This window comes from Rhizobium sp. BK212, assembly GCF_014197475.1.
Taxonomy (GTDB): domain Bacteria; phylum Pseudomonadota; class Alphaproteobacteria; order Rhizobiales; family Rhizobiaceae; genus Rhizobium; species Rhizobium anhuiense.
On the sequence record NZ_JACIFS010000003.1, the window covers coordinates 309,220 to 332,654 of the forward strand.

Annotated in this window: 26 protein-coding genes; 12 read left to right on the forward strand and 14 right to left on the reverse strand. The window is 61.1% G+C overall.

The window, feature by feature from the left end:
* Positions 1–12: 12 nt before the first annotated feature.
* Positions 13–1,002, reverse strand: coding sequence for a DUF1624 domain-containing protein (locus FHT79_RS11495; protein WP_097594441.1), 990 nt, complete (start codon positions 1,000–1,002; stop codon positions 13–15).
* Complete coding sequence (locus tag FHT79_RS11500) at positions 1,002–1,766, reverse strand: DUF599 domain-containing protein (protein ID WP_063473974.1); 765 nt, start codon at positions 1,764–1,766, stop codon at positions 1,002–1,004. The genes FHT79_RS11495 and FHT79_RS11500 overlap by 1 nt, the downstream gene beginning before the upstream one ends.
* Positions 1,767–2,072: 306 nt before the next feature.
* Between FHT79_RS11500 and FHT79_RS11505 the strand changes: the two genes are divergently transcribed.
* Complete coding sequence (locus FHT79_RS11505; protein ID WP_097594442.1) at positions 2,073–3,236, forward strand: acyltransferase; 1,164 nt, start codon at positions 2,073–2,075, stop codon at positions 3,234–3,236.
* Positions 3,237–3,239: 3 nt separating this feature from the next.
* Here the strand turns inward: FHT79_RS11505 and FHT79_RS11510 are convergent, their stop codons facing one another.
* On the reverse strand, positions 3,240–3,677 hold the full coding sequence (locus tag FHT79_RS11510) for a VOC family protein (protein ID WP_097594443.1): 438 nt from the start codon (positions 3,675–3,677) through the stop codon (positions 3,240–3,242).
* 299 nt (positions 3,678–3,976) lie between these two features.
* Here FHT79_RS11510 and FHT79_RS11515 point away from each other — a divergent pair, with 299 nt between their 5' ends.
* Positions 3,977–5,380, forward strand: a complete 1,404-nt coding sequence (locus FHT79_RS11515; protein WP_097594444.1) for an L-serine ammonia-lyase — start codon at positions 3,977–3,979, stop codon at positions 5,378–5,380.
* Between the two features lie 60 nt (positions 5,381–5,440).
* Positions 5,441–5,878, forward strand: coding sequence for a DUF1489 family protein (locus FHT79_RS11520; RefSeq protein ID WP_048338719.1), 438 nt, complete (start codon positions 5,441–5,443; stop codon positions 5,876–5,878).
* Positions 5,879–5,958: 80 nt separating this feature from the next.
* On the opposite strand, the gene FHT79_RS11525 is transcribed toward FHT79_RS11520, so the two are convergent.
* The 7 genes from FHT79_RS11525 to FHT79_RS11555 form a co-directional block, all read right to left on the reverse strand.
* A complete protein-coding gene (locus tag FHT79_RS11525) occupies positions 5,959–6,234 on the reverse strand; it encodes a hypothetical protein (protein WP_047615302.1) in 276 nt (91 codons plus the stop codon).
* A 113-nt stretch (positions 6,235–6,347) separates the two neighbouring features.
* On the reverse strand, positions 6,348–7,949 hold the full coding sequence (locus FHT79_RS11530) for a D-alanyl-D-alanine carboxypeptidase (RefSeq protein ID WP_097594672.1): 1,602 nt from the start codon (positions 7,947–7,949) through the stop codon (positions 6,348–6,350).
* 137 nt (positions 7,950–8,086) lie between these two features.
* Entirely contained in the window at positions 8,087–8,872 is a 786-nt protein-coding gene (locus FHT79_RS11535) for a hypothetical protein (RefSeq protein ID WP_097594445.1), read from the reverse strand.
* A 203-nt stretch (positions 8,873–9,075) separates the two neighbouring features.
* Entirely contained in the window at positions 9,076–9,681 is a 606-nt protein-coding gene (locus FHT79_RS11540) for a transglutaminase-like cysteine peptidase (RefSeq protein ID WP_047615296.1), read from the reverse strand.
* Positions 9,682–10,056: 375 nt separating this feature from the next.
* Positions 10,057–11,031, reverse strand: a complete 975-nt coding sequence (gene pip, locus FHT79_RS11545; protein ID WP_097594446.1) for a prolyl aminopeptidase — start codon at positions 11,029–11,031, stop codon at positions 10,057–10,059.
* A gap of 374 nt (positions 11,032–11,405) precedes the next feature.
* On the reverse strand, positions 11,406–12,017 hold the full coding sequence (locus FHT79_RS11550; RefSeq protein WP_047615292.1) for a PilZ domain-containing protein: 612 nt from the start codon (positions 12,015–12,017) through the stop codon (positions 11,406–11,408).
* A 123-nt stretch (positions 12,018–12,140) separates the two neighbouring features.
* Positions 12,141–12,788 (reverse strand): PAS domain-containing protein, encoded by a 648-nt coding sequence (locus FHT79_RS11555; RefSeq protein WP_183903368.1) that lies wholly within the window; start codon positions 12,786–12,788, stop codon positions 12,141–12,143.
* A gap of 263 nt (positions 12,789–13,051) precedes the next feature.
* On the opposite strand from FHT79_RS11555, the gene FHT79_RS11560 reads away from it, so the two are divergent.
* Positions 13,052–13,843, forward strand: coding sequence for a rhomboid family intramembrane serine protease (locus FHT79_RS11560; RefSeq protein ID WP_097594447.1), 792 nt, complete (start codon positions 13,052–13,054; stop codon positions 13,841–13,843).
* A gap of 91 nt (positions 13,844–13,934) precedes the next feature.
* Positions 13,935–14,369, forward strand: a complete 435-nt coding sequence (locus FHT79_RS11565; RefSeq protein ID WP_011652090.1) for a CBS domain-containing protein — start codon at positions 13,935–13,937, stop codon at positions 14,367–14,369.
* A 67-nt stretch (positions 14,370–14,436) separates the two neighbouring features.
* Here FHT79_RS11565 and FHT79_RS11570 read toward each other — a convergent pair whose 3' ends face one another.
* The 3 genes from FHT79_RS11570 to folE all read right to left on the reverse strand — a co-directional run bounded on the left by FHT79_RS11570 (position 14,437) and on the right by folE (position 16,609).
* Positions 14,437–15,399, reverse strand: a complete 963-nt coding sequence (locus FHT79_RS11570; protein ID WP_047615287.1) for a patatin-like phospholipase family protein — start codon at positions 15,397–15,399, stop codon at positions 14,437–14,439.
* A 117-nt stretch (positions 15,400–15,516) separates the two neighbouring features.
* Complete coding sequence (gene hisI, locus FHT79_RS11575) at positions 15,517–15,969, reverse strand: phosphoribosyl-AMP cyclohydrolase (RefSeq protein ID WP_047615285.1); 453 nt, start codon at positions 15,967–15,969, stop codon at positions 15,517–15,519.
* 25 nt (positions 15,970–15,994) lie between these two features.
* A complete protein-coding gene (folE, locus tag FHT79_RS11580) occupies positions 15,995–16,609 on the reverse strand; it encodes a GTP cyclohydrolase I FolE (RefSeq protein ID WP_097594448.1) in 615 nt (204 codons plus the stop codon).
* A gap of 309 nt (positions 16,610–16,918) precedes the next feature.
* Here folE and FHT79_RS11585 point away from each other — a divergent pair, with 309 nt between their 5' ends.
* The 5 genes from FHT79_RS11585 (at position 16,919) to thrS (ending at position 20,852) form a co-directional block, all read left to right on the forward strand.
* Positions 16,919–17,365: an iron-sulfur cluster assembly scaffold protein gene (locus FHT79_RS11585; protein ID WP_097594449.1), complete on the forward strand. Its 447-nt coding sequence runs from the start codon at positions 16,919–16,921 to the stop codon at positions 17,363–17,365.
* A gap of 5 nt (positions 17,366–17,370) precedes the next feature.
* The gene (gene yidD, locus FHT79_RS11590; RefSeq protein ID WP_097594450.1) at positions 17,371–17,775 is read left to right on the forward strand and encodes a membrane protein insertion efficiency factor YidD; all 405 of its coding nucleotides are present in this window, start codon (positions 17,371–17,373) and stop codon (positions 17,773–17,775) included.
* Positions 17,776–17,780: 5 nt separating this feature from the next.
* Entirely contained in the window at positions 17,781–18,200 is a 420-nt protein-coding gene (locus FHT79_RS11595) for a DUF2267 domain-containing protein (protein WP_097594673.1), read from the forward strand.
* Entirely contained in the window at positions 18,197–18,724 is a 528-nt protein-coding gene (locus FHT79_RS11600; RefSeq protein ID WP_047615277.1) for a DUF1697 domain-containing protein, read from the forward strand. The genes FHT79_RS11595 and FHT79_RS11600 overlap by 4 nt, the downstream gene beginning before the upstream one ends.
* Positions 18,725–18,845: 121 nt before the next feature.
* Positions 18,846–20,852 carry a threonine--tRNA ligase gene (gene thrS / locus FHT79_RS11605; RefSeq protein ID WP_097594451.1) on the forward strand — a complete coding sequence of 669 codons (2,007 nt, stop codon included), beginning with the start codon at positions 18,846–18,848 and terminating at the stop codon, positions 20,850–20,852.
* A gap of 142 nt (positions 20,853–20,994) precedes the next feature.
* Here thrS and FHT79_RS11610 read toward each other — a convergent pair whose 3' ends face one another.
* Positions 20,995–22,092 carry a hypothetical protein gene (locus FHT79_RS11610; RefSeq protein WP_097594452.1) on the reverse strand — a complete coding sequence of 366 codons (1,098 nt, stop codon included), beginning with the start codon at positions 22,090–22,092 and terminating at the stop codon, positions 20,995–20,997.
* A gap of 113 nt (positions 22,093–22,205) precedes the next feature.
* On the opposite strand from FHT79_RS11610, the gene FHT79_RS11615 reads away from it, so the two are divergent.
* Complete coding sequence (locus tag FHT79_RS11615) at positions 22,206–22,790, forward strand: nitroreductase (protein ID WP_047615274.1); 585 nt, start codon at positions 22,206–22,208, stop codon at positions 22,788–22,790.
* Positions 22,790–23,407, forward strand: a complete 618-nt coding sequence (locus FHT79_RS11620) for a flavin reductase family protein (RefSeq protein WP_097594453.1) — start codon at positions 22,790–22,792, stop codon at positions 23,405–23,407. Before FHT79_RS11615 ends, FHT79_RS11620 begins: the two co-directional genes overlap by 1 nt.
* Positions 23,408–23,435: the final 28 nt, after the last annotated feature.

Sequence of the window (23,435 nt, forward strand, 5' to 3'; positions counted from 1 at the left end):
TTGTCGGCGAATTCATTCCGCCTCGGCGCTGCATTCTGCGGCAATTGTCTGGACCCGCTCGTCGTTCTGTATATCGATCGCGCCCGCCTGAAGCGGCGTGAACAGGGCCTGCGCCTGCAATTTCTCCAGCGTGCACTGGCAGAAGCTGCGGCAGAGAGCTTCGCCCTGCTGCATGACGCAGGAGGCGTTGCATTGCCTTAGGTAAGTCGCAACCGGATCAGGCGCCTGCGGTGGGACGACGAGGGAAAGCCCATAGGCGATACCGATCAATACCGGCTGGTGGATGAGGTAAAAGGCAAGGCTGTGGCGGCCAAGCCTTGCCGGCCACCAGGAACCGGTGCCGATGGCGGCAAGCCGGTGCAGCAGTCTGGTTCTGATGGCGATCGAGGCAATAGTTAAACCAGCGAAGAAGGGCGTTGCCCAGGGAAACAGCGGCACGTAGTCGTTGGATCGTTCCGGCATCACCGCAAGGCCGATCCAGGCGAGATATCGGGGATCGAAGAAGGACGAGCGAAGCAGGCCGGGTGGACCGAAATTATCGGTGATCCAGGCGGCAAAGAGCGCGAGCGTGGCGATAAGGCTGAAGGCAAGCGGCAGTCTCAAAAAAACAACGCCGATGAGCGTGAGCACCGCGATACAATGCAGGATGCCGAAATAGATCCACTCGTCCGGCATCGCGATGCGCGTGGCAATCGAGATTGCCGCGGCTGCCGCGGCGATCATGCCGAAGCGCTTCCAGAAGGAGGGCCAGCGAATCTCGGGCTTGCTCGAGAGCACCAGGCTGATGCCGACGATGAAGAGAAAGGTCGTGGCGATCGCCCGGGCATAGATCTTCAGCCAGCCGGTCTCGGCCGTGCCCGGCGCGAGATAGCCCATGAACTCCATATCCCAGCTGAAATGGTAGCTCGCCATGGCGATCAGCGCGACGCCGCGCGCCGTATCCAATAGACCGATGCGCGGCGGTTTTGTCACCACATCGGTTTCCGTTGCCGGCAATGTCATCAAAGTCCCTCGGGCAAATCACGTCCGCCGCTTGACGGCTTGTCGCGGCGAATAGCAGAAAGGTTGAGATTTGATGGCGGGCCGGCATCCATGATCGCCAGTCGCGCCTCCGAGAAGAACTGCCGCCGCGCCAGCACGAAGATGACGATCGCCGTGGTCAGCATGAAGACATAAGGGTTGATGAACCAGCCGAGATAGCCGATCGACAGGAAGATCGCCCGGAGGCCCTCGTTGAAATTACTGCCGGCAATGACGTTCATGCGGATGACGCGTTCGGCGGCCCGCTCGGCGGCGATGACGTCGCGCTCGGTGTCGCGCATCATTGGGATCGAGCCGAACAGGATGGTGCAGTAGTTGAACAGCCGGTAGGACCAGCCGAATTTGAAGAAGGCGTAGCCGAAAAGCGCAGCCAGCCCGCCGACCTTCATCTCGAAAACGGCGTGGCCGCCATGAAAGACGAAAGGCAGGTCGGCGAAGACGGCGTCGACCTTCTCGGTCGCGCCGAGCAAGGCAAAGCAACTGCCGATCGCGAAGATCGAGGTGGATGCGAAGAAGGCGGTGCCGTTCTGCAAGCCGGCCATGATCTGCGTGTCGATCATCTTCAGGTCGCGGCGCAGCGAATTGTAGATCCATTCCCGGCGCCGTTCGGTCATCGCATGGGTCAGGCTGGTGCGTCCGAAGAAGGTGCGGCCGTGCAGCAGCCAGGAATAGCCCATCCAGACGCAGGCAAAGAAGGCCAAAGCGATATAATCCGCCGTCGTCATCAGTGATTCAGTCTCCGCATGAACGCGGCCACTATGCCGCAAGTCGGATTGTGCCGCATGGCCGAGTTCGGCGGCTATACGCGGGCTTTTGGCCATGCGGCACTTCGGCATAATAGAGCCGTCGGGAAACGACAAGGCTTAGTGGACAACCGACCGGCATCTTCCGGAGGGAGCGCGCTGAAATCCGTGTTATCAACGAGCTTGCGTGGCAACCGGCAGACGAGAGCGCACCGCGTTAACCGCTTGTAAAGTTGTCGTGGCCAATTGTTCAGGACTGAACCTGAACAGCTGATTCAAAAGTGACCCATGAGCCGGCCGGATTACATCCCGAGTCTCGATGGCCTGCGCGGTGTCGCTGCGCTTCTGGTCGTTGGAGCCCATATTGGCTTTATCTTTCCAATCACAGCTCCGCATCTCGTGTCGATGGGCGACGAAGCTGTCGGTTTGTTTTTTGCTCTTAGCGGCTTCCTGATGGCTCATCTCTACGGCTCACGGCCGGTCACGAGAGAAAACGTGTTGGATTTTCTTGTGAGCCGCTTTGCCCGCATCTACCCGGTCTATCTGGCGGCCGTCGTTCTGGTAGCGATGCTGTCGAGGGTGCAAAATCTGGATTTTGTTCAGCCGATCGCGGGCGGCGCGGATTTTGTGCGCCATGTCTTTCTTCTCGGCTCCAGTGGTGTTTTCTGGTCGATACCACCTGAGATCCAATTCTATCTGCTCTTTCCCGTCCTGTGGCTTTGCTTGGCCCAGCCGCAACGCTTTAGCGGCATGATTGTGGGCCTGACCGTGGTCGTCGTCGTGGACGGACTGGTTGAATTGCCAGGCCCGGGAATATTGCTCGTCTCCAAGCTCCCTTATTTTCTTTTCGGCGCACTTGCCGGAATGACACATTCCTACTGGAGCAGTTGGATTCCCTCGACCCTCACGGGAATTTCAACGCTTTTCCTTCTGGCGGTGTTTTTCACGTACAGGCATATCTTCCCGGGCTTTTCCCCTGAATTCTGGAGCCTGCAAAGCGCGGTGGCTGCAGCCGTCATCGTCGGGCTCGTCGCTCGACAACCCCCGATCGCTGCAGATGTCCTGGCAGCTGCACCAGTACGGTTTCTGGGGAAGATCAGCTTTTCACTTTACCTTTTCCATGTCCCCATAATGTTCCTGGCGCGTCTGACTTTTGATGCGTCGGTACCCGAACCGGCGCTCATCGTGGCGACGCTTTTCGTAGCGGTAGCCGGGGCATGGTTCATCCACGAGACGATCGAGGCTCCCGGTCGTCGGCTGCTGGTCAGGCTATGGCAGAATAATCGCACGCGCATGGTTCCGCACGAAACTTCGGCCGATCAAATGGATCGCGCGATCGTCAACCTGCAAGAGATCGAAAAGCGCCTGCTGCACGGCGCTATGCCCGAACCCCAGGATGGGGCCGACGGCACGGTCATTCAGGATAGTCGCGACGAGAAGCTTCGCGCATAGCGCTCAGTCGAGCTCTTGGGCGAGTCCGATGAGAAGCCCTCCAAGCCCGCGGATGTAGCAGAGCCGATACGCGTCTTTATACTGCACGACTTCGCCCACGAGTTGCGCGCCGCGCCTGCGGAGCCTTTCAAGCGTCTCGTCGATATCATCGACCGTGAACATGACGCGAAGGTAGCCCAGAGCGTTCACCGGGGCATTGCGGTGATCCGCGACAGTGGGTGGCGTGAGGAAGCGGGAGAGTTCGAGCCGGCTGTGACCGTCCGGCGTGCGCATCATGGCAATCTCGACGCGCTGATCGCCCAGTCCAGTGACACGTCCGGCCCATTCTCCTTCGATCGTGGTCCGCCCTTCGAGCTCGAGACCGAGCTCGCCAAAGAAATCAATCGCCTCTCCGAGGTCGTCGACGACGATTCCTACGTTGTCCATCCGTTTGAGCGCCATGCGTTCAATCTACAATGTGTCGTCTCGTCTAACAACGGACAAGTTGTGCAAACCTTCCCATTTGAAATGCTATAGTGACTGACAAGGCGGACCGCTTGGTTTGGCGCATAACCCCGAAAATCGGATTCGATTTTCGGAAAGGATTATGCGCAAACTCAAAGTGCTAGAGCGTCCCATTGGACGCGGGACGCTCTCGTGTGCACCGAATGTCGCACCGGCTCCATGCGATGTCGGTGTGCCGCGCGGATTTTAAACCGGCCCCGCTTAAGCTTGCATCCTTGTATTCAGAAGGCGCACCTATGTTTCTCTCGGTATTCGATGTCTTCAAGATCGGTGTCGGGCCGTCGAGTTCGCACACGATGGGTCCGATGTCGGCGGCCAACCGGTTTCTCGACCTGATCCTGTCGAGTGAATGGCCGCGCCCGTCGTCGGGCGCACAGGTCGCAGCCATCAAGGTCAGCCTGCACGGCTCGCTCGCCCATACCGGTATCGGCCACGGCACGGGCAGGGCGGTCATTCTCGGGCTGATGGGCGAGGCGCCCGACAGCGTCGATCCTGACAAAATGGACGGCATCATCGATACTGTGGAGCGGACCGGCCGCATCACGCCGGCGGGCCATCCCGCCTATCAGTTCCAGCCGAAGACCGACCTGATCTTCGACAAGAAACAGCCGTTGCCCGGCCACGCCAACGGCATGATCTTCTCGGCCTATGACAGGGATGGCCGGCTGCTCCTCAAGCGCATCTATTATTCGGTCGGCGGCGGCTTCGTCGTCACCGACACCGAGCTCGAACAGATGCGGGCGAAGAAGAATGCGGCCGGCGGAACCCGCGTCCCCTATCCCTTCGCCACCGCCAAGCAGATGCTTGAGATGGCGGAGCGCTCCGGACTGTCGATCGCGCAGATGAAGCGGGCGAACGAAGAAAGCCAGCGTAGCCGCGAGGAGCTCGATCAGGGCCTCGACCGCATCTGGGAAGCGATGCGCTCCTGCATCGAGCGCGGCCTCAAGGTCGAGGGCATCATGCCCGGCGGCCTCAACGTCAAGCGTCGCGCCCGCCGGATTCACGACAAGCTCGAGGAGGAGTGGCGCAGCAACCGCGTCAACCCGCTGCTCGCTAACGACTGGCTCAGCGTCTATGCGATGGCCGTCAACGAGGAGAATGCAGCCGGCGGGCGCGTCGTCACGGCGCCGACCAACGGGGCGGCCGGTGTCATTCCGGCGACGATCCGCTATTACGAACATTTCCACGAGGACTGGGATCAGGACGGTATTCGCGACTACCTGCTGACGGCGGCTGCCATCGGCGGCATCATCAAGCACAATGCGTCGATTTCGGGCGCCGAGGTCGGCTGTCAGGGCGAGGTCGGGTCGGCGGCGGCGATGGCGGCGGCGGGCCTTGCCGCGGTCATGGGCGGTACGCCGGAGCAGATCGAGAATGCCGCCGAGATCGCGCTCGAACACCATCTCGGCATGACCTGCGATCCGATCGCGGGCCTGGTGCAGGTTCCCTGTATCGAGCGCAACGCGCTCGGCGCGGTCAAGGCGGTCACCGCGGCATCACTTGCCGTCAAGGGCGACGGCCAGCATTTCGTGCCGCTCGATGCCTGTATCGAGACGATGCGCCAGACCGGCCACGACATGAGCGAGAAATACAAGGAAACATCGACCGGGGGACTCGCCGTCAATGTCGTCGAATGCTGAGTTTGTGGACGCTGGAAGCTTGCTCTTGACGCTCGCTGCCAAAAGGATTTCAACGGCAGCATGGCATTGCATCTCATCAAACTCTGTGTCGGCGCCGACTCGATAGACGATCTGCGCGAATGGGTGGCGGAACGCGCGCTGCGCGCCATCACCGCCGGCCTCGAGCCGCATTCGGTGCATACGACGCGCATGGTGCCGAAACGCATGGAGGAGCTGCTTGACGGCGGTTCGCTCTATTGGGTGATCAAAGGGCAGGTGCAGGCACGGCAGAAGCTGCTCGGCATCGAGACCTTCACGGACGGCGAGGGGATTTCGCGCTGCCGCCTGGTGCTCGGCCCGGAGGTCATCGAAACGGCGGTGCAGCCGAAGCGTCCCTTCCAGGGCTGGCGTTATTACACTGAGGACGACGTGCCGCGCGACCTGACAAGCCTTGGCGCCGGCATTGCCGAAATGCCCGCGGATCTTCGCCGCGAGCTTACGGAACTTGGCCTGCTGTAAGCCCGTAAATCAGAAACAATTTCCGAACGATCTATGCGTGTGGCAGCCGTCCGATCGGAGACGCTGCCACTCTCCGCAATTCAGCGCAGGCGCAACTGCACCGGCGCGCTGCCGTCCGGCGAGGTCACATGCAGGTGGATCCGGGCTTCGGGCTGGGAATAGCGCCAGGCGCGCGCGCCATGGCAAAGCAGCAGATTAATGAGATCCCGGGTCTTCGGAGATTTCGCCTTCGGCCGCTGCAGGCCGATCTCGGCCAGGCGCAAAGCCGCCTCGTGCAGCGGATGCAGAGATGAGCGCCCTTTGGTCGCCGTGCGGCGGTCTGAAGGCACTCCCGGAAAATTCTCATTGATCGCCATTGTTTTCCCCGTACGCAATACTGATCGAGTTCAAGAATTGTGGCCGGAAACGCAAACACCGATTCCGGCCGTTACCGATGCCGCCGGCCATCTTGCAGGCAGCATCGAATAGCTCATTGGGCAGCCGCCCAGCACTTGATGCCGGCCTTCTTCAAGGCCTTGCAGGCGTTGACCGCATCGCGCTGGTCGTCGAAGCCACCAAAGCGGGCACGGTAAAGCTGGTCACCTCCAGCGGCGTAGGCGACTGCGAAAGGCTTTGCCGAGGCCAGTGCCTTGCCGCCCTTGCTCTTGGCGCTTTCCAGAAGGTCCATGGCCATCTGCCGGCTCGGCGAGACGCCGACCTGCACGACCCAGCCGGTCGGGCCGTTGCTGATTGAAGCAGCACGAGTCGGGGAGGGAGTGGTCGAAGCGGTCGTGACGTTATCGACAGTGGTATCGCCCTGTTCCGGCGCCATGGAGGCGGGCGCCGGCGTCGGTACCATGACCGAGGCCTGCTGCTTGAAGGTCATGGTCTTGACCTTGGTCGGCGCCGGCATCGGCTGTGCTACCAGCGGATTGTCGGATTTCGACTGAGCGGTCTCGGCATAAGCGACTTCGGTCTCGGCGACCTGATAGCGGGCATCCGGCATCGGCCCCTTATGCGGCAGGCTGAGATCGGCAGCGGCGGCAGAGACCGGCGGCTGCGCTGCGGTGATCGTCTTTGCGACCTGCTGTTGGGCCATTTGCGGCTGAGCTTTCTGCTGGGCCTTCTGCGGCTGGACCGGAGCAGGTGTTTCGATCATCGCCGGGGCAGGGGCTGCCTGGGCGATCAGCGCCGACGATCCACCGCGGCTCGATGCCTTCGGCAGGTAGGTGGCGATCAGATTGCGCATCTGGGCATCGCGGGCAGGCGTCGAGGCGCCGCCGAGCACAACACCGACGATCGATTTGCCGTCGACCTGCACCGAGCTCACCAGGTTGAAGCCGGCAGCGCGGGTGTAACCGGTCTTGATGCCGTCGACACCGCGCACCGAACCGACGAGGCGGTTGTGGCTGCGAATCGTGCGGCTGCCGAACTTGAAGGCGCGGGTGGAGAAATAGCCGTAATATTGCGGGAAATGCTGACGAAGGGCGATGCCGAGGCGGGCCTGATCGCGGGCCGTCGTCATCTGCGCCGTATTCGGCAGGCCGTTGGCGTTGCGATAGGTGGTGCGGGTCATGCCGAGCGCATGTGCCTTGGCGGTCATCAGTTGGGCGAAGCGATCCTCACTGCCGCCGCCGAGCATTTCGCCGAGTGCGGTTGCGGCATCATTGGCCGACAGCGTGACGAGGCCGAGAATGCCCTGCTCGACGGTGATCGTGCCGCCGGCGCGCACGCCGAGCTTGGTCGGCGCCTGGGCTGCCGCATGGGCGGAGAAGGGAACCGGTGTATCAAGACGGATGCGACCCTGCTCCAGCGCCTCGAAGGTCATGTAGAGGGTCATCATCTTGGTCAGGGAGGCGGGGTATTGCAGCCGGTCGGCATTCTCGCTGTAGAGAACGTTGCCGGTCTTGGCGTCGACGACGATGCCCGCATATTTCGGATTCGCCGCTTCCGCGTCGGCATTCACCGAATCGACCAGGACGATCGTGACAGCCACCGAAAGGATCGCCAGCAGCTTTGCGAAAAAGCTGCCGGATCGGGACGATGATACGGAGGAGACTGACCTTGACACTATTCCACTCTTCGCTTGCATTTTCAGATATTTGGCATTTCGGATATTCGGGCAGGAACCGCACACCTCCCGCCGCACAGCTCGTCTTTCAAAATTACCGGTTGGGCGTTACCAATCCGTTTATGATGAATCGTTTATTTCGCTGTCCGGGGGGCATTTTAGGGACCTGTCGCAGAACGGTTCACAAGACGCGCGTCCACAAAGGTGCGGATAGCGGCATCAATATGTTCCCACTCGTCGAGATGGCTGCTCGAGAAACGGTAGAGAACGCTGAGATCCCTGCCGACCTTGATATCGCGCTGACAATCTCCGCTCGCCGCCTTGTCCGGGGCTGAAGGTAAAATGCAGCGCACGACGTAGTCCGGCCCGCCCTTGAGGGGCGCCGTCAGCAACACTTCGTCACCGTAACCGGCATCGGCGCGAAGACGATGCAGCGTCAGTCCGTCGCGGAAGGGCTCGGCCGGTCCTTCGAGCAGATGCGAATAGATCGGCTCCAGCCGCCCCGACATGTCGCGCGACATGGTGCTCTGTGTGATCTGCAGGAAGATCAGGCCGGAGGATTGAGCGACATCGTCGAATCGAAGGTGATTTTCCTTGCCGTAACCCTGCATTTCGGGCCAGGCGAGGTAGAGATCGACGCGCTCGGCAGCGCCCTCATGCCTTTGACTGGGGAAGCGGATGGCATTTTCCCGGAATTTGACGGTGTCGCGGCCGATTGCCAGCATGATTTCAGCCGTGCTGTCGGTGTTGCCGGCGAGCGAGATATGCCTGCCGAACCAACGGCCGCCGATGCTGATGGCAATAGTCAGGGCCGCCAGAATGGCGATCACCGCCATCGTGCGGAAGAGAAACCCCATGGAAAGAAGCGGTTGCTCGTCGGTTGCGCTGTGCGCGGCATGGCTCATGGTGGTTCTTCGCGTTTCGGTCCGCCGCAGGAAGAACATGAGCCGCCGGTACCGATGATGAATCTCATCGGTATGATCGGATCGATATGGTTAACAATTTGCTAAGGGGCTGAAGGCAAGCCTTAAAAAAGGGGCGAGCCGTTCCCGGGACAGCGGGAACGGCTCTTGGGCGCCGGTCGGGGACGGGATGCGGGGACTGACCGGGCCGCAGACTGCAGCCGACATGGCCGGCAGGCTTGTTCTTACTTGACGCTACCGACCGCAACAGCGCGGCCGTCCTGAAGCTTCGACCAGCGGGCCGGATCGTCGGCGGACTGGCGCTTCAGATAGGTGTATTCGGTATCCGACCACAGCAGCACCTTGTTGCGCATGTTGTCGAGGATGAAGTCGCCGTGATCGGTGCGGACCGTCAGCACGGCATGGCCTTCGCCATTCGGCTGCAGCACGACTGTTATCAGCGTATCGGACGGCGAGAAGCCGTCGTCGATCAGCATCTTGCGCTTCAGCAGCGCATAGTCCTCGCAGTCGCCGACGGTGGTTGGATAGGCCCAACGCTCTTCGACACCGTAGATCTGCTCATCCGTCATCGGTTGGATCGTCGAATTGACGGCGTAGTTGACCTTGAGAATTTCCTTCCAGCGATCCTCGGTGAGGATGGCCGGTCCGGCATCGCCGCCGACTTCGACACATTCCTTTGGATTCGCCTTGCAGAATTCATAGTGTCCGATCGGCGGGCTGGCATTGCCCGCCAGGGCCATGCTGGCGGGCATCGCCTGTCCCGAACCCGCCATTGCCATGGTGATGGCACCGGCCAGAAGGCCGCCTTTCAGGATATTTGCAGTTGTCATTGCCGTCTCCCCGTAAGTTAGGGTGACAATGGCACAGACGTTTTTACCTCACGCAAAATTACGCAATAGAATTAAAGGCTTAGTTGATTCAAATGCCAATAAAACTTGGCTAAAAACAGATTCGAATGCGCATAAAATTCGAAGCGGATTTGTCGCGAAATCGATTAAAATTGTAATTCACGCAACAAGGCTTTCACCCGCGAAAAGGTTGCGTTGCCGTCCTCAAGTTAAGGATTTTCGTTGAGCCGGATAATTTCCGATGGGCGGCTGGCGATCTCAGGCGGGGTGCGACCGGCCGGAAAGGTCGCCGGAATGGACCGATTCGGTCGGTTCAAAAGCGGAATATCGCTCAGACCCCTGATGCCGGCGGGAAAATTATTTTTGCTGGATATCGCGAAATCGATCGGTAGCTGCGACGATCGCCGCGCTCATGTCGGGATTTGCGATGGAATGGGCAGCACGCGGAAGGACGCTGAGCTCGCTTTGCGGCCACGCGCGGGCGAGTTCCCAGGCAGTGACAAGCGGCGCTTCGATGTCGAACCTTCCCTGCAGCAGGATACCGGGAATGCCGGCAAGCCGCGTGGCGTTCTTCAGCAGTTCGCCGTCCTCCAGCCAGGCGCCATTGCTGAAGTAATGAGTGATGATGCGGGCGCGCGTCAGCAGATAGGCGGGATCAGCCCAGCGGTGCGGCAGGCCTTGGGGATCAGCAAGCAGGATCGAGGCCGCTTCCCAATCATGCCAGTCGCGCGCCGCCTTGAGGCGGGTCTCCGGGTCCGGATCATTGAGGAGACGATGATAGGCGGCAACCATGTCCTCATCTCGACCCGGCACCCCTGGGGGAATGGCCTGACGGAAACGGTGCCATTCTTGCGGAAAGAGCGGCGCCATGCCGCGAGAGAGCCAGTCGATTTCCGAACGGCGGGTGGTGGTCACGCCTGACAGGACGATCGTTGCGACCCGCTCCGGATGGGTTTCGGCATAGGCGAGCGCCAGCGTCGAACCCCAGGAATTGCCGAAAAGCAGCCAGGTGTCGATGCCGAGACAGGCGCGCAGCCGCTCGATGTCGGCTACGAGATGCCAGGTGGTGTTAAGGGAGAGATCGGTTTCGGGATCGGCAGCACTCGGCAGGCTGCGGCCGCAATTGCGCTGATCGAACAGAATGATTCGGTAGGCACCGGGATCGAAATAGCGCCGCGCCGTGGTCGAGCAGCCGGAGCCCGGTCCGCCATGCAGCACCAGCGCCGGCTGGCCCGCCGGATTGCCGCAGGCCTCCCAGTAGACCAGATTGCCGTCACCCGTATCGAGCCGACCATGATCATAGGGTTCGATTTCCGAATAGAGAGCTGACATCGGTGTCCCTGCGGTCGAAGCCGACCTTATCCATCATATCGCTGACAAAGGGAAGATGGGCGAGGGCGGGGCATTGCCGGACGCAAATTACTGCACAATCCTGGGCGACCTCATCGGGCGCCGATCGGTGTCGCAGCTTGTTCCACTCATAATATTATCTACCGACTGGATGGAACGACTTGCGACAGGAATAGGCGCTTGCGTTCCAAAGCCGGGTTTGTTGCCACTTGCAAAGCTCTTGCCATGAGGTGCAGGCTTTTCAACACGACCTGACCGGGTGCGCGCCGGATCCGGCAATCGCGTTCGATGGAAGCCCGTCAAGAATTGCACCCGCCACAGAACCCTCGGCAGGGCAGCCTCATTTTCAGCCATTGTTACAGGAATTCGCGCAGCGTCTCGCGGGACTGGATCGACAGGAATTCGATCGCCACGCCTTCGACGAAATGACGCACAACGCGGCCGCGCATGTTGCCGAGGCGCACCGCCGTCCCGATTGAGGGACGCATCTCGACGTCGACGGCAGCACCCGACAGCGAAAGGTCCATGATGCGGCAGGAATAACGCGTGCCGTCTTCGAGCGTCAGCTCGGTCTTCGTGTCGCGCGGCGTCAGGCGGTCGTGGCGGCGATCTTCCGGCAGGCCGAGTTCATGTTTGTTGGCGAGCCAGGTGAGCTGGGCCGCGAGCTTCTCGCGCTTCCGGTCGGTGGCGTTGATCGACATGGTGAAGCCGCGGCCATCGAGCGTCTGGACATAACCTTCGACGCGTCCGAGATGATCGATATACGCGACGACGCGTTCGTTGGCGCGCGGCCGCCCGGAGCAGGTGACATACATGTCGCCGGGCGACATGTCGATCACCATGCATTCGAACTCCTCGTAGTTCGCAAGCATCAGCCGGCCCTGCATGTTGATGGGCACACGCTGAAAAACGCCCTGTTCAGGGCGCGGCGCAGGTCGTTGCGTCTGAGCTGGCTGGAACGAGTGCATCAAAGGGCTTCTTCATCAAATCTGAGAGTCCGATCATTACCCGCAATCCATTAACAGAAGGTTGTTCCGTCTCGTCCCGACATAGCCGAAAACGAGTATGCCCGATGTCCCGAAACGAAACCCTCAGCGCGCCTCCGCACTCATCAGCAGCTGCGACACCATGCGGCGCATGACCTGTCCGAAACGGGCGCTTCTGCCGGCGACAATCTCGTTGATGGGGCGCAGTTCGACGGGTGCTGCCTTGCCGAACTTTCCGGGCAGCAGACGGCTGCGGTCGAGCGCCAGGAATTCGAGCGGTACGATCTCCAGCCAGCTCGCAGCCGCACTCGGGGCAATGGCGCCGAGCAACCGATCACAGGCGCCGTTCGGTGAGCGCAGCGGCATCATGATAATCTCGAAGGAGGCCTGATGGCCGACGGTGCTGTAGCCGGTGGCATTGAACAGGGCGGGCATGGCATGGTCCATGACGCCCATCGCCGTGCGTTCGATATCGGCGTGCTGGCCATGGGCCCAGAGCGATGAAAAACGTTCGCCGCGCAGATCATGGCCAAAGAGATCGCAGATGCGGGTGCCAGCGAGCCGGAAACCAATATCTCCGCCCTCGCGCGCCTCCAGGATGAAGAGACTTTGCAGCAGATGCGGGACGGCGGAGGGTTCGACCTCTGATTTCAGCGGCGCATCGGCAGTGCCGCGGATACGGTTCCAGTAGTCAAAAATTTCGATGGTCGTTTGCACACGCATTTCACACCAACCTGTCCCATTCCGGATCATTTTCGGGCACTCATTGCCCCTACAGGCTCTACCTTGCGGATTTCATGCCAAACCGCGGCGGTTAAGGTTAAGAAAGGGTTTCGGTTGAGGTGCTGCGCCAGTCGTGCCACTGTCCCGCATCGCTTCGACTTTCGAAGTTCAGCACAACCTGCCCGGGCCGAGGTCTTTTCCTCGAACTCCCGACACGCCGTCCGGCACTTCGGACGGCTTTTTTTTTGACAGTCGCTCCTGTATGGCTGTGGCCTCAACGAGGCGATACGCAGATGAATGAGCAGACGGCCGAGCCGAACGAGGCGCCCGAACCTTCCAAGGTCCAGCCGCCGGCACGGCCAGCGCGCGAACCGGTCTTCAACCTTCCGCCGGCACTGTTCTTCAGCCTTTGCCTGCTGGCCGCCATCTACGCGGTGCAGGAGCTCTTGCTCTCCGACGATGCGCTGAACTGGCTGTTCTTCACCTTCGGCTTCGTTCCCGCCCGCTATGTGATTCCGCTGTCGCAGCAGGGGCCGGAGCTGTTCTGGACGCCAGTCACCTATTCGCTGCTGCACGGCAGCGTTCAGCATATCGTCTTCAACGCGTTCTGGCTGATGGCCTTCGGCGCGCCCGTGGTGCGCCGTATCGGGACGCTGCGTTTCGTACTCTTCTGGCTCTTTTCCTCCGTCGCATCCGCTGCCCTGCACGCGGTCCTGAACTGGGGGGACGTGTCGCTTTTGATCGGCGCGTCAGGGGTAATCTCCGGGCTGATGGGCGCTGCCTGCCGATTCGCCTTTCCAGCCGAACGACGGCCGATGCTGCCGGCGCATCTCAATGCCCGGCTTTCCATCTTCGAGGCGCTGAAGAGCCGCACCGTCATCATCTTCATGCTGCTCTGGCTGGTCGGTAACGCCCTGATCGCCGTCGGAATCCCGCTCGTCGGCGACAGCGATCAGGCGATTGCCTGGGACGCGCATATTGGCGGCTTCGTCTTCGGCTTCTTCCTGTTTTCGCTGTTCGACCGGGCGCCGCGCCCGCCTGTGGTGGAACCTGCGGGCACCGAGAAGGATGTGTTGCAATCCTGAGCCGGGCAGTGCACGATTGCCTTATCCGCGCTGGGGGGAGAAACCGCCGCGGATGCCTGTGACAAGTGTTTCACGGACATAGGAGGTTCGAATGACCAGTTCAGTCAAAGCAATCCTCGACCTGAAGGGCAGGGACGTCGTCACTGCCGGGCCGAACACCACCGTCGCCGAGGCGGCGGCCATCCTCAGCAAGAAGAAGATCGGCGCGATCGTCGTCGTCGGCATGGAAAACCGGATTTCGGGCATGTTCACCGAGCGCGATCTCGTGCATGCGATCGCCAAGCACGGCAAGGAAGGCCTCGATCACTCGCTCGCCCAGGTCATGACCGCAAAGGTCTACCGCTGCCATGAGGAGACGACCGTCAACGAGCTGATGGAGCTGATGACCAGCCGCCGTTTCCGTCACGTGCCGGTGGAAAGCAACGGCAAGCTTGCCGGCATCATCTCTATCGGCGACGTGGTGAAATCGCGCATCGCCGAAGTCGAGCGTGAGGCCGAGGAAATCAAGGCCTATATCGCCGGCTGAGGTTTCTGCCGGCCGTGCCTGATTGATGTCGCCGTTCCAAACGCCACACGCTTTCGGACGGCATGCATCAGGGCTGGCTAGCGTAGACTTCCTGCATGCGCTTGATCTCGGGGAGCCGGGCTCTGGCTTCCTCGTAGCCGCGTTCGATCGCCTCACCGGCCCGGTGGAATTCGGAAAGGCCGATATAGCTGAGGCGCGGCTGCAGCGAAATATCCGGCGGGTCGCCGGCAAGACGGGCGCGGGCGATCCTATCCTGGATGATGTTGAAGGCCTGCACCATGACGCCGGTCATGCCGAGACGCGCATAGGGCGCCTCTTCCTGCTTCTGCACTTCCTGCGGCGAGAGGCTGGCATTGTGCCGGACGACGGCCGAGCGGCCGTAGAGATCGTAATTGAGATTGACGGCGACGACGAGCGGCTGCTCGTAGGCACGGCAGACGGAGACGGGGACGGGATTGACCAGCGCCCCGTCGACCAGCGTGCGGTGATTGCTGCGCACCGGCTCGAAGATGCCGGGCAGGGCATAGGAGGCGCGCAGCGCTGTAATCAGCGACCCATTGGCAATCCAGACCTCATGGCCGGTATTGACCTCGGCCGCGACCGCGACGAAGGGCCGATCGAGATCCTCGACATTCAGGCCTTCGAGATGTTCCTGCATGCGCTTGGTCAGCCGCATGCCGCCGAAAAGGCCGCTGCCGCCGATGGTGAGATCGAGGAGACTTGCAATCCGGCGCATGGTCAGCGAACGCGCGAAACTTTCGAGTTCATCGAGTTTGCCGGCGAGATAGCAGCCGCCGACCAGCGCGCCGATCGAGGTGCCGGCAATCATACCTATTTCGACCTTTGCCTCGTCGAGCGCGCGCAGCACGCCGATATGGGCCCAGCCGCGGGCCGCGCCGCCGCCGAGCGCCAAGGCGATCTTGATTTTCTTGACAGGCGCGGGAGGCGGGATCGTCTCCAGCGTCGTGGACATTCCGGAACCAGGACCTTCGCCTTCAGAGCTTTGACGATGCAGACTCCAGCTCAGCATGGCGCTCTCCCCTCCCAGCAGAACACTTGGTTTCCGATAGTGTGCCCGATCAGTTTCCAAATGGTATATAGAAGCGGTTTCTGGCGCAATAAGGAGCAAATGCCGGAGAAATTCGGGCTATTTTCCGTAGACATCGTGTGGATCGAAATGAATCTCGTCGTCGACGATATCCAGCATCGGCTTTCCGTCTCGAAGCGTGATCGTGCGGTAGAAGCAGGAGCGGCGGCCGGTGTGACAGGTGGCGTCGTGGCCGGCGACCTCGACCTTCAGCCAGATGGCGTCCTGATCGCAATCGGTGCGTATTTCCTTCACCGTCTGGAGATTGCCCGAGGTCTCGCCCTTCTTCCAGATCTTGCCGCGCGAACGGCTGAAATAATGGGCCGTGCCGGTCTGGATGGTCAGCGCCAGCGCCTGGGCATTCATATGCGCCACCATCAGCAGTTCGCCGTCCCTGGCGTCGGTGACGATCGCGGTGATCAGGCCGCGGTCGTCGAAACGCGGCGTGAAATCGCCGGCGTCTTCCAACGCCGACTTGTCCCCGGATGGTTGATTGAAGATCAGTTGACTCATCGCGGCCCTCCTGAGGGAGCCGGTATCAGCGGCTCCGCACCATGGTCATGAAACGGGCCTGATCGGCCGGCTCGGTCTTGAACGTTCCCGTAAACGTGGTCGTCAACGTGGTCGAGCCCTGCTTCTGAACGCCGCGCATCGCCATGCACATATGTTCGGCCTCGATCATCACGGCAACACCGCGCGGATTCAGCGTATCGTCGATGGCCCTGGCGATCTGCGCGGTCATCGTTTCCTGCGTCTGCAGGCGGCGGCCAAAGATCTCGACGACACGGGCAATCTTCGACAGACCGAGCACACGCCCGTCCGGCATATAGGCGACATGGGCCTTGCCGATGATCGGCACCATGTGGTGTTCGCAGTGCGAGAAGAAGGGAATGTCTTTGACGAGGACCATGTCATCGTAACCGGCGACCTCCTCGAAGGTGCGGCCGAGCACGTCTTCCGCCGCCATGTCGTAACCGGAAAAAAGCTCGCGATACGACTTGACGACGCGGGCCGGCGTTTCGAGCAGGCCTTCGCGCGTCGGGTCGTCACCGGCCCAGCGCAGCAGAACGCGAACGGCTTCCTCGGCCTCCTGCTGGGAAGGGCGATCGGAGTCCCGGTTCGTCTGCGGAAAGTTCTTTACGATGGCGTCCATGAACAATGGTCTCCTGGCCCGCACCGCGGGCCCATCTGTCGGAATCGCCACTGGTCAATCCCATGCGGGAATTCATGCACCTTTGGCAGGCTCCGGGGCTTTCAGGGCGGATTCAACGCCCGTCCGGCACGGTTTCCCAATCAAACTTACAAGAGGCCATTGCATTTTCATGGCCTTCGAACGACATACATATAGGAAGACGGCCATTATATGTAAGTATCCTCGGACGACACGGTGTGTTTTTTGTTTCAATAACAATAACACCCGCAAAGAGGCCGATCCGCAGCGATTTTGGAGCGGAAATCCAGCATGGATGACATCTACAACAGCAAGATTCTCGAATTCGCAGGCAATATTCCGTTGACCGGCACGTTGGCGGATGCCGATGCGACCGCCCAGGCCCATTCCAAGCTCTGCGGCTCGAAGGTGCGGATCTGGCTGAAGATGGATGGCGATACCGTCACCGGTTTTGCCCATGACGTAAAGGCCTGCGCACTCGGCCAGGCCTCGTCCTCGATCATGGCCCGCCACGTGGTCGGCGCCACATCGGGCGAACTGCGCCAGGCACGCCTGGACATGCTTGCCATGCTGAAGGCCGATGGAGCGGGGCCGCAGGGACGGTTCGAAGATATGCGTTATCTTCAGCCGGTGCGTGACTACAAGGCTCGCCATGCTTCGACGATGCTGACCTTCGATGCCGTTGTCGATGCGATCGGGCAGATCGAGGCGAAACGGGCGGAAGTTGTCGAGGCGTAGCTGACATGTGCGAATTCTGCGTCCGGCAGGCTGATGATGAGGACGACGGCGGTGCCGCCGGTTCCGACAAGCCGCGTGAAAAAGCCGCACGTATGTCCCGCAACTATAACGGCCCGTTCCGCAAGACCCCCGACCGCTTGCTCGGCATGGGGCTTATCCGCCTCTATCAGCTGACGCTTTCCGGCTTTGTCGGCAATTCCTGTCGCCACATCCCGACCTGCTCCGAATATGGCTACGAGTCGATCGCCCGCCATGGCCTGTGGGCTGGCGGCTGGATGACGCTGTTTCGCGTCGGCCGCTGCGGCCCGGGCGGCACCAGCGGCCTCGACCAGGTGCCGGAGAGGCTCGGCGACCGCTTCCGCTGGTGGACCCCCTGGCGTTATCTCGCTCTCGGACGCAAGAGAGGGTGAGCGCCATGACGATGCCCGGTGAATACAGGCGTGCATCGGAGGATTTCGACAGCTATCTTGATGATGTGAGAGCCGATGCGCTGATCGACAGCCGCAATGTGGTCTACACGATGACCCAAGGGGTATTTCAGACGTTCCGCTGCCGCCTCGATGTCGCAGACGCACTCCGGTTCGCCGATGTGCTGCCGCCGGTGCTGCGCGCAATCTTCGTCTCCGACTGGAACCCGCATGACGCCACACGGTCCTTTGAGGATCGTGTCGCGATGACGCGGGAGGCGCAGTCACTGCGCGGTGACCATAATTTTGCCCCCGACACTGCCATCCGAGACGTGGCAATGGCTGTGCGAAAACATGTCGACGTCGCCGCATTCGACAGAGTGCTGAAGACATTGCCCGACGGCGCAGAGGAGTTCTGGCGGCCATGAGCACCTTCATCGCCCTGCTGCACAGCATTGTCCTGACGCCCGATCGCCGCGTTATCATGCAGGATTTGCGCGCACTTGCCGAAGAGCTCGGCTATCGCGAGCCGCGCACGCTGGTTTCCACTGGCAATCTCGTCTTCGAGGCCGACGATATGCGGCCGCACGAACTTGAAGTCGCCCTCGAAGAGGGTTTTGAAGAAAAGTTCGGCAAACATGTTGATATCATCGTGCGCAGCGACTGCACCTGGATGGCGCTTTGCAGCACCAATCCCTTCAAGGACGGTAATGGTGACCAGGTCATCGTTCGGGTAATGCGCCTGCCGGTCGACCCGAAGAAGGTGGAAGCGCTGAAACCGCTGCTGACCGAGGGACAACGCATCGCCGTCGTCGGCGGCGATCTCTGGATCGATTTCGCCGGTAAGCCGAGCCAATCCAAGCTGCTTTCGGCGCTGACGACCAAGCGGCTCGGCGTCGGTACGATGCGCAACTGGAACACGGTGTGCGGCCTGACTGAAATGATCATCTAGGCCGGCTTCTTCTTTACTCACGTAGGAAATCTGAGTATCAGGCGGCAGCGTATCCGAGGACGGAGGCGCTGCCGTTACAACCACCCGCATTCGTTGGCGGGACTGGACAAGGAGAATTTCGATGTCCCAAGCTATTTCCCTGACATTTCCCGATGGTTCCGTGCGCAGCTTCGATGCTGGCGCAACCGGCCGGGATGTCGCTGAATCCATTTCCAAATCGCTCGCCAAGAAGGCGGTCGCCGTCGCAATCGACGGCACCGTGCGCGACCTTTCCGATCCCGTCACGACGGGCAGGATCGAGATCATCACCCGCAACGACGACCGCGCGCTGGAGCTCATCCGCCACGACGCGGCGCACGTCATGGCCGAAGCGGTGCAGGAGCTCTGGCCCGGCACCCAGGTGACGATCGGCCCGGTCATCGAAAACGGCTTCTATTACGACTTCGCCAAGAACGAGCCCTTCACGCCCGACGATCTGCCGAAGATCGAAAAGAAGATGAAGGAGATCATCGCCCGCAACGCCGCCTTCACCAAGCAGGTCTGGTCGCGCGAGAAGGCCAAACAGGTCTTCGCCGACAAGGGCGAGCAATACAAGGTCGAGCTCGTCGACGCGATTCCGGCAGGACAGGATCTCAAGATCTATTACCAGGGCGACTGGTTCGACCTCTGCCGTGGCCCGCATATGGCCTCGACCGGCCAGATTGGCAACGCCTTCAAGCTCTTGAAGGTGGCCGGCGCCTATTGGCGCGGCGACAGCAACAATCCGATGCTGAGCCGCATCTACGGCACGGCTTTCGCCGAGCAGTCGGAACTCGACAACTACCTGCATATGCTTGCCGAAGCCGAAAAGCGCGACCACCGCAAGCTCGGCCGGGAAATGGACCTGTTCCATTTCCAGGAGGAAGGCCCGGGTGTCGTATTCTGGCACGGCAAGGGCTGGCGCATTTTCCAGTCGCTGGTCTCCTATATGCGTCGCCGGCTTGCCGTCGATTATGAAGAAGTCAACGCACCACAGGTGCTCGACACAGCGCTCTGGGAAACCTCGGGGCACTGGGGCTGGTATCAGGAAAACATGTTCGCTGTGAAATCGGCGCATGCGATGACGCATCCCGAAGACAAGGAGGCGGATAACCGCGTCTTTGCGCTAAAGCCGATGAACTGCCCCGGCCATGTGCAGATCTTCAAGCATGGCTTGAAGTCCTATCGCGAATTGCCGATCCGTCTCGCCGAATTCGGCCTGGTGCATCGCTACGAGCCTTCGGGCGCGCTGCATGGGCTGATGCGCGTGCGTGGCTTTACGCAGGACGACGCGCACATCTTCTGCACCGACGAGCAGATGGCTGCCGAATGCCTTAAGATCAACGACCTGATCCTGTCGGTCTATGAAGACTTCGGTTTCAAGGAAATCGTCGTCAAGCTTTCTACCCGTCCGGAAAAGCGTGTCGGCTCCGACGCGCTCTGGGATCGTGCGGAAGCCGTCATGACCGATGTGCTGAAGACGATCGAGGCTCAGTCCGAAGGTCGCATCAAGACCGGCATCCTGCCGGGCGAGGGCGCTTTCTATGGGCCGAAGTTCGAATATACGCTGAAGGACGCGATTGGCCGTGAATGGCAGTGCGGCACGACACAGGTCGATTTCAACCTGCCGGAACGCTTCGGGGCCTTCTACATCGACAGCAATTCCGAAAAGACGCAGCCGGTGATGATCCATCGCGCCATCTGCGGCTCGATGGAACGCTTCCTAGGCATCCTGATCGAGAACTTCGCCGGCCATCTGCCGCTCTGGGTATCGCCGCTGCAGGTGGTGGTCGCAACGATCACTTCGGAAGCCGATGCCTATGGCCTCGAAGTGGCCGAGGCGTTGCGCGATGCCGGTCTCAACGTCGAGACCGATTTCCGCAACGAGAAGATCAACTACAAGATCCGCGAGCATTCGGTCACCAAGGTTCCTGTCATCATCGTCTGCGGCAGGAAGGAGGCCGAGGAGCGCACGGTCAACATCCGCCGCCTCGGCAGCCAGGACCAGGTTTCGATGGGGCTCGATGCCGCCGTCGAAAACCTTGCTCTTGAGGCGACACCGCCCGACGTCCGTCGCAAGGCCGAAGCACGGAAAGCCAAGGCGGCCTGAAGATAGCGAATTACGACAGCGCCGGGCTCTGGCCCGGCGCAGTCGGAAATCTGATATAAAGCCGCACTCTGTCGATCATGCTGCCCGCCGAAGCGCGGCCTTGCCCAAAGGTCTCGGCTGAGCCAAGCCGATCGAGGTTAAATCAATCGAGGCTGGTGTCGTCGCCGCCTTGCGGCGCGAGTTGCTCGTAGGAGGGCAGCGGCGCCACCGGAGCCGGCTGGACGCCCGGCGGCGGCGGTGTGCCAACCGGCACCTGTTGCACTGTGCGAGCCGCGCTCGCCGGCGACTGCGGCTGCTGGTCCTTCATCAGAACCTCGACATCGGTATTCCGGCCGGCGACGACGGTGAAATCGCGCTGGTAGATTTTGTCCTTGTTGCGGGCGACGGCGGAATAGCCGCCTTCGGCGAGAACCATGGTCGGGAAGGCGCTGACGCTTTCGCCGACGCTGTCGCCGGCGGCCGTCAGGATCGACCAGGCCGTATCGGCGATTGCCTCGCCGCCGGCATCGGAGACAAGCTTGAAGGTGACCTGCGCGGCGCGATGCTGGATCGTCGCCTCGGTCAGCTTGCCGGCCTCGACCTGGATGTCGGCGCGGATCACGGCGTTGACGTTGCCGTATTCGGAAACGATGTGATAGGTGCCGGCATTGAGGCGGACGATGGTATTCGGCGAGACATCGGCAACGACGAGGCCACGCTCGCCATCGTCGCGCACTTCCGAGGAATAGATCGAGAAGCTCAACTGGTCGGGGCGGATGCGGGCATCGGTGCCGGAGACGGCATTGAGCAGCAGGCCGCCGGCATCGAGCACCATCACCTGCTTGTCGACATCGCCTTCAGCCGGCACGGTCAGCTTTTTGGTGACGCCGGCGCGGCCAAAGGAAACGTTGACGAAATAATCGCCGGGGGCGAGCTGGAAGGCGGCGGGTCCGCCCTTGGCGCTGGCGATCAGCGGCAGTTTGCCGTCGGTTCCGGCGATCGGGCTGAAGACGTACCAGGAGAGGCCTTCCTCCACCGGCGCGCCGTCCGCCGTCAGCTTCGCCTCCATCGGGACGTCACGCAGTTTGACCCCTTCAGGCGTATTGCCGGGCGCGATGAAGGCATCGAGCTTCGGCATCTTCGGCGTCGATTCAAGCTGTTTGAATTCCTTGAAGGCATCCTGAGCGCCGGCGCCCAAGGGCGTCAGTATCATCAGGGCAATGGCAAGGCCGATGCGTGCAAAAGGCGAAATGCCAAACATCTGTTTCGTGAACCGATTGACTTCTGAAATCGCAAAGGCCACTTCAAGACCAACGCGATGGCAAATTCAAGACCCACCCTTTGCAGCAGCATTAAAATGAGAGTTTCTCCCGCATGAAATCCGATATCAAGCTGATTGATTACCTCGCCGTGCGCCGCTCCATCCCCGCTTTCCAGATGTGTGAACCAGGCCCTGAGAAGGCCGAGATCGAGGAGATCCTGCGGCTTGCCTCGCGGGTTCCCGATCATGGCAAGATCGCGCCCTGGCGCTTCATCGTCTATCGCGGAGAGCAGCGCGCCCGTCTCGGTGAGGAGCTTCTGACCTTGGCGCTCAAGGCAAAGCCCGACCTTTCCGAGGAGATGATCCAGGTCGAGCGCAGCCGTTTCACCCGCGCGCCCGTGGTCGTCGCCGTCGTCAGCAAGGCGGGGCCGCATATCAAGATCCCGGAATGGGAGCAGTTGATGTCGGCCGGTGCGCTTTGCCTCAACGTCATCCTCGCCGCCAATGCCAGTGGTTATGTCGCCAATTGGCTGACGGAGTGGTTCGCCTATGACCAGCGCGCTTATCCGCTGCTCGGCGTCGGTCCGGATGAAAAGGTGGCGGGCTTCATCCATATCGGCTCGACCACATTTCCAGCCATCGAGCGGCCGCGGCCGGAGCTTGCCGATACCGTGACCTGGGTCGGTGGAGAAGACTGATGTTCTACGCCACCGACGGGAACCGGCACGGGCTCGCGCATGATCCGTTCAAGGCGATCGTGTCGCCGCGTCCGATCGGTTGGATCGGCAGCAAGGGCAGGGACGGTTCGATCAATCTCGCGCCCTATTCCTTCTTCAATGCCGTTGCCGACCGGCCGAAGCTAGTGATGTTTTCTTCCGCCGGGCGTAAACACAGCCAGCGCAATGCCGCCGAGACCGGCGTCTTCACCTGCAATTTCGTCAGCCGCGATCTTGCCGAGAAGATGAACCTCTCCTCTGCGGCACTGCCCTACGGCAACAGTGAATTCGACTTCGCTGGTCTGACGCCGAAGCAGGCCGAACTGATCAATGCGCCCTATGTCGGTGAGGCCTTCGCGGTGCTCGAATGCAGGGTTACCGAGATCATCGAGCCGAAGACGCTGTCGGGTGAACCGTCCGAAAACGTCCTTGTCTTCGGCGAAGTGGTCGGCATCCACATCGACGAGGCGATCGTCAGGGACGGCCGCCTCGACATGTCGATCGCGCGCCCTGTCGCCCGCATGGGCTATATGGATTACAGCGAGGGCAGCGATGTTTTCGAGATGGTCCGCCCGCAATTGCCGCCGATTGATGGCTAATCAAGGCATGTAAAGGCTTAAGAAACAT

Excerpts from the sequence above, each read along its gene's own strand:
- FHT79_RS11495 (WP_097594441.1), bottom strand. The coding sequence starts at position 1,002 with ATGACATTGCCGGCAACGGAAACCGATGTGGTGACAAAACCGCCGCGC.
- FHT79_RS11500 (WP_063473974.1), bottom strand. The coding sequence starts at position 1,766 with ATGACGACGGCGGATTATATCGCTTTGGCCTTCTTTGCCTGCGTCTGG.
- FHT79_RS11505 (WP_097594442.1), top strand. The coding sequence starts at position 2,073 with ATGAGCCGGCCGGATTACATCCCGAGTCTCGATGGCCTGCGCGGTGTC.
- FHT79_RS11510 (WP_097594443.1), bottom strand. The coding sequence starts at position 3,677 with ATGGCGCTCAAACGGATGGACAACGTAGGAATCGTCGTCGACGACCTC.
- FHT79_RS11515 (WP_097594444.1), top strand. The coding sequence starts at position 3,977 with ATGTTTCTCTCGGTATTCGATGTCTTCAAGATCGGTGTCGGGCCGTCG.
- FHT79_RS11520 (WP_048338719.1), top strand. The coding sequence starts at position 5,441 with ATGGCATTGCATCTCATCAAACTCTGTGTCGGCGCCGACTCGATAGAC.
- FHT79_RS11525 (WP_047615302.1), bottom strand. The coding sequence starts at position 6,234 with ATGGCGATCAATGAGAATTTTCCGGGAGTGCCTTCAGACCGCCGCACG.
- FHT79_RS11530 (WP_097594672.1), bottom strand. The coding sequence starts at position 7,949 with ATGCAAGCGAAGAGTGGAATAGTGTCAAGGTCAGTCTCCTCCGTATCA.
- FHT79_RS11535 (WP_097594445.1), bottom strand. The coding sequence starts at position 8,872 with ATGTTCTTCCTGCGGCGGACCGAAACGCGAAGAACCACCATGAGCCAT.
- FHT79_RS11540 (WP_047615296.1), bottom strand. The coding sequence starts at position 9,681 with ATGACAACTGCAAATATCCTGAAAGGCGGCCTTCTGGCCGGTGCCATC.
- pip (WP_097594446.1), bottom strand. The coding sequence starts at position 11,031 with ATGTCAGCTCTCTATTCGGAAATCGAACCCTATGATCATGGTCGGCTC.
- FHT79_RS11550 (WP_047615292.1), bottom strand. The coding sequence starts at position 12,017 with ATGCACTCGTTCCAGCCAGCTCAGACGCAACGACCTGCGCCGCGCCCT.
- FHT79_RS11555 (WP_183903368.1), bottom strand. The coding sequence starts at position 12,788 with ATGATCCGGAATGGGACAGGTTGGTGTGAAATGCGTGTGCAAACGACC.
- FHT79_RS11560 (WP_097594447.1), top strand. The coding sequence starts at position 13,052 with ATGAATGAGCAGACGGCCGAGCCGAACGAGGCGCCCGAACCTTCCAAG.
- FHT79_RS11565 (WP_011652090.1), top strand. The coding sequence starts at position 13,935 with ATGACCAGTTCAGTCAAAGCAATCCTCGACCTGAAGGGCAGGGACGTC.
- FHT79_RS11570 (WP_047615287.1), bottom strand. The coding sequence starts at position 15,399 with ATGCTGAGCTGGAGTCTGCATCGTCAAAGCTCTGAAGGCGAAGGTCCT.
- hisI (WP_047615285.1), bottom strand. The coding sequence starts at position 15,969 with ATGAGTCAACTGATCTTCAATCAACCATCCGGGGACAAGTCGGCGTTG.
- folE (WP_097594448.1), bottom strand. The coding sequence starts at position 16,609 with ATGGACGCCATCGTAAAGAACTTTCCGCAGACGAACCGGGACTCCGAT.
- FHT79_RS11585 (WP_097594449.1), top strand. The coding sequence starts at position 16,919 with ATGGATGACATCTACAACAGCAAGATTCTCGAATTCGCAGGCAATATT.
- yidD (WP_097594450.1), top strand. The coding sequence starts at position 17,371 with ATGTGCGAATTCTGCGTCCGGCAGGCTGATGATGAGGACGACGGCGGT.
- FHT79_RS11595 (WP_097594673.1), top strand. The coding sequence starts at position 17,781 with ATGACGATGCCCGGTGAATACAGGCGTGCATCGGAGGATTTCGACAGC.
- FHT79_RS11600 (WP_047615277.1), top strand. The coding sequence starts at position 18,197 with ATGAGCACCTTCATCGCCCTGCTGCACAGCATTGTCCTGACGCCCGAT.
- thrS (WP_097594451.1), top strand. The coding sequence starts at position 18,846 with ATGTCCCAAGCTATTTCCCTGACATTTCCCGATGGTTCCGTGCGCAGC.
- FHT79_RS11610 (WP_097594452.1), bottom strand. The coding sequence starts at position 22,092 with ATGTTTGGCATTTCGCCTTTTGCACGCATCGGCCTTGCCATTGCCCTG.
- FHT79_RS11615 (WP_047615274.1), top strand. The coding sequence starts at position 22,206 with ATGAAATCCGATATCAAGCTGATTGATTACCTCGCCGTGCGCCGCTCC.
- FHT79_RS11620 (WP_097594453.1), top strand. The coding sequence starts at position 22,790 with ATGTTCTACGCCACCGACGGGAACCGGCACGGGCTCGCGCATGATCCG.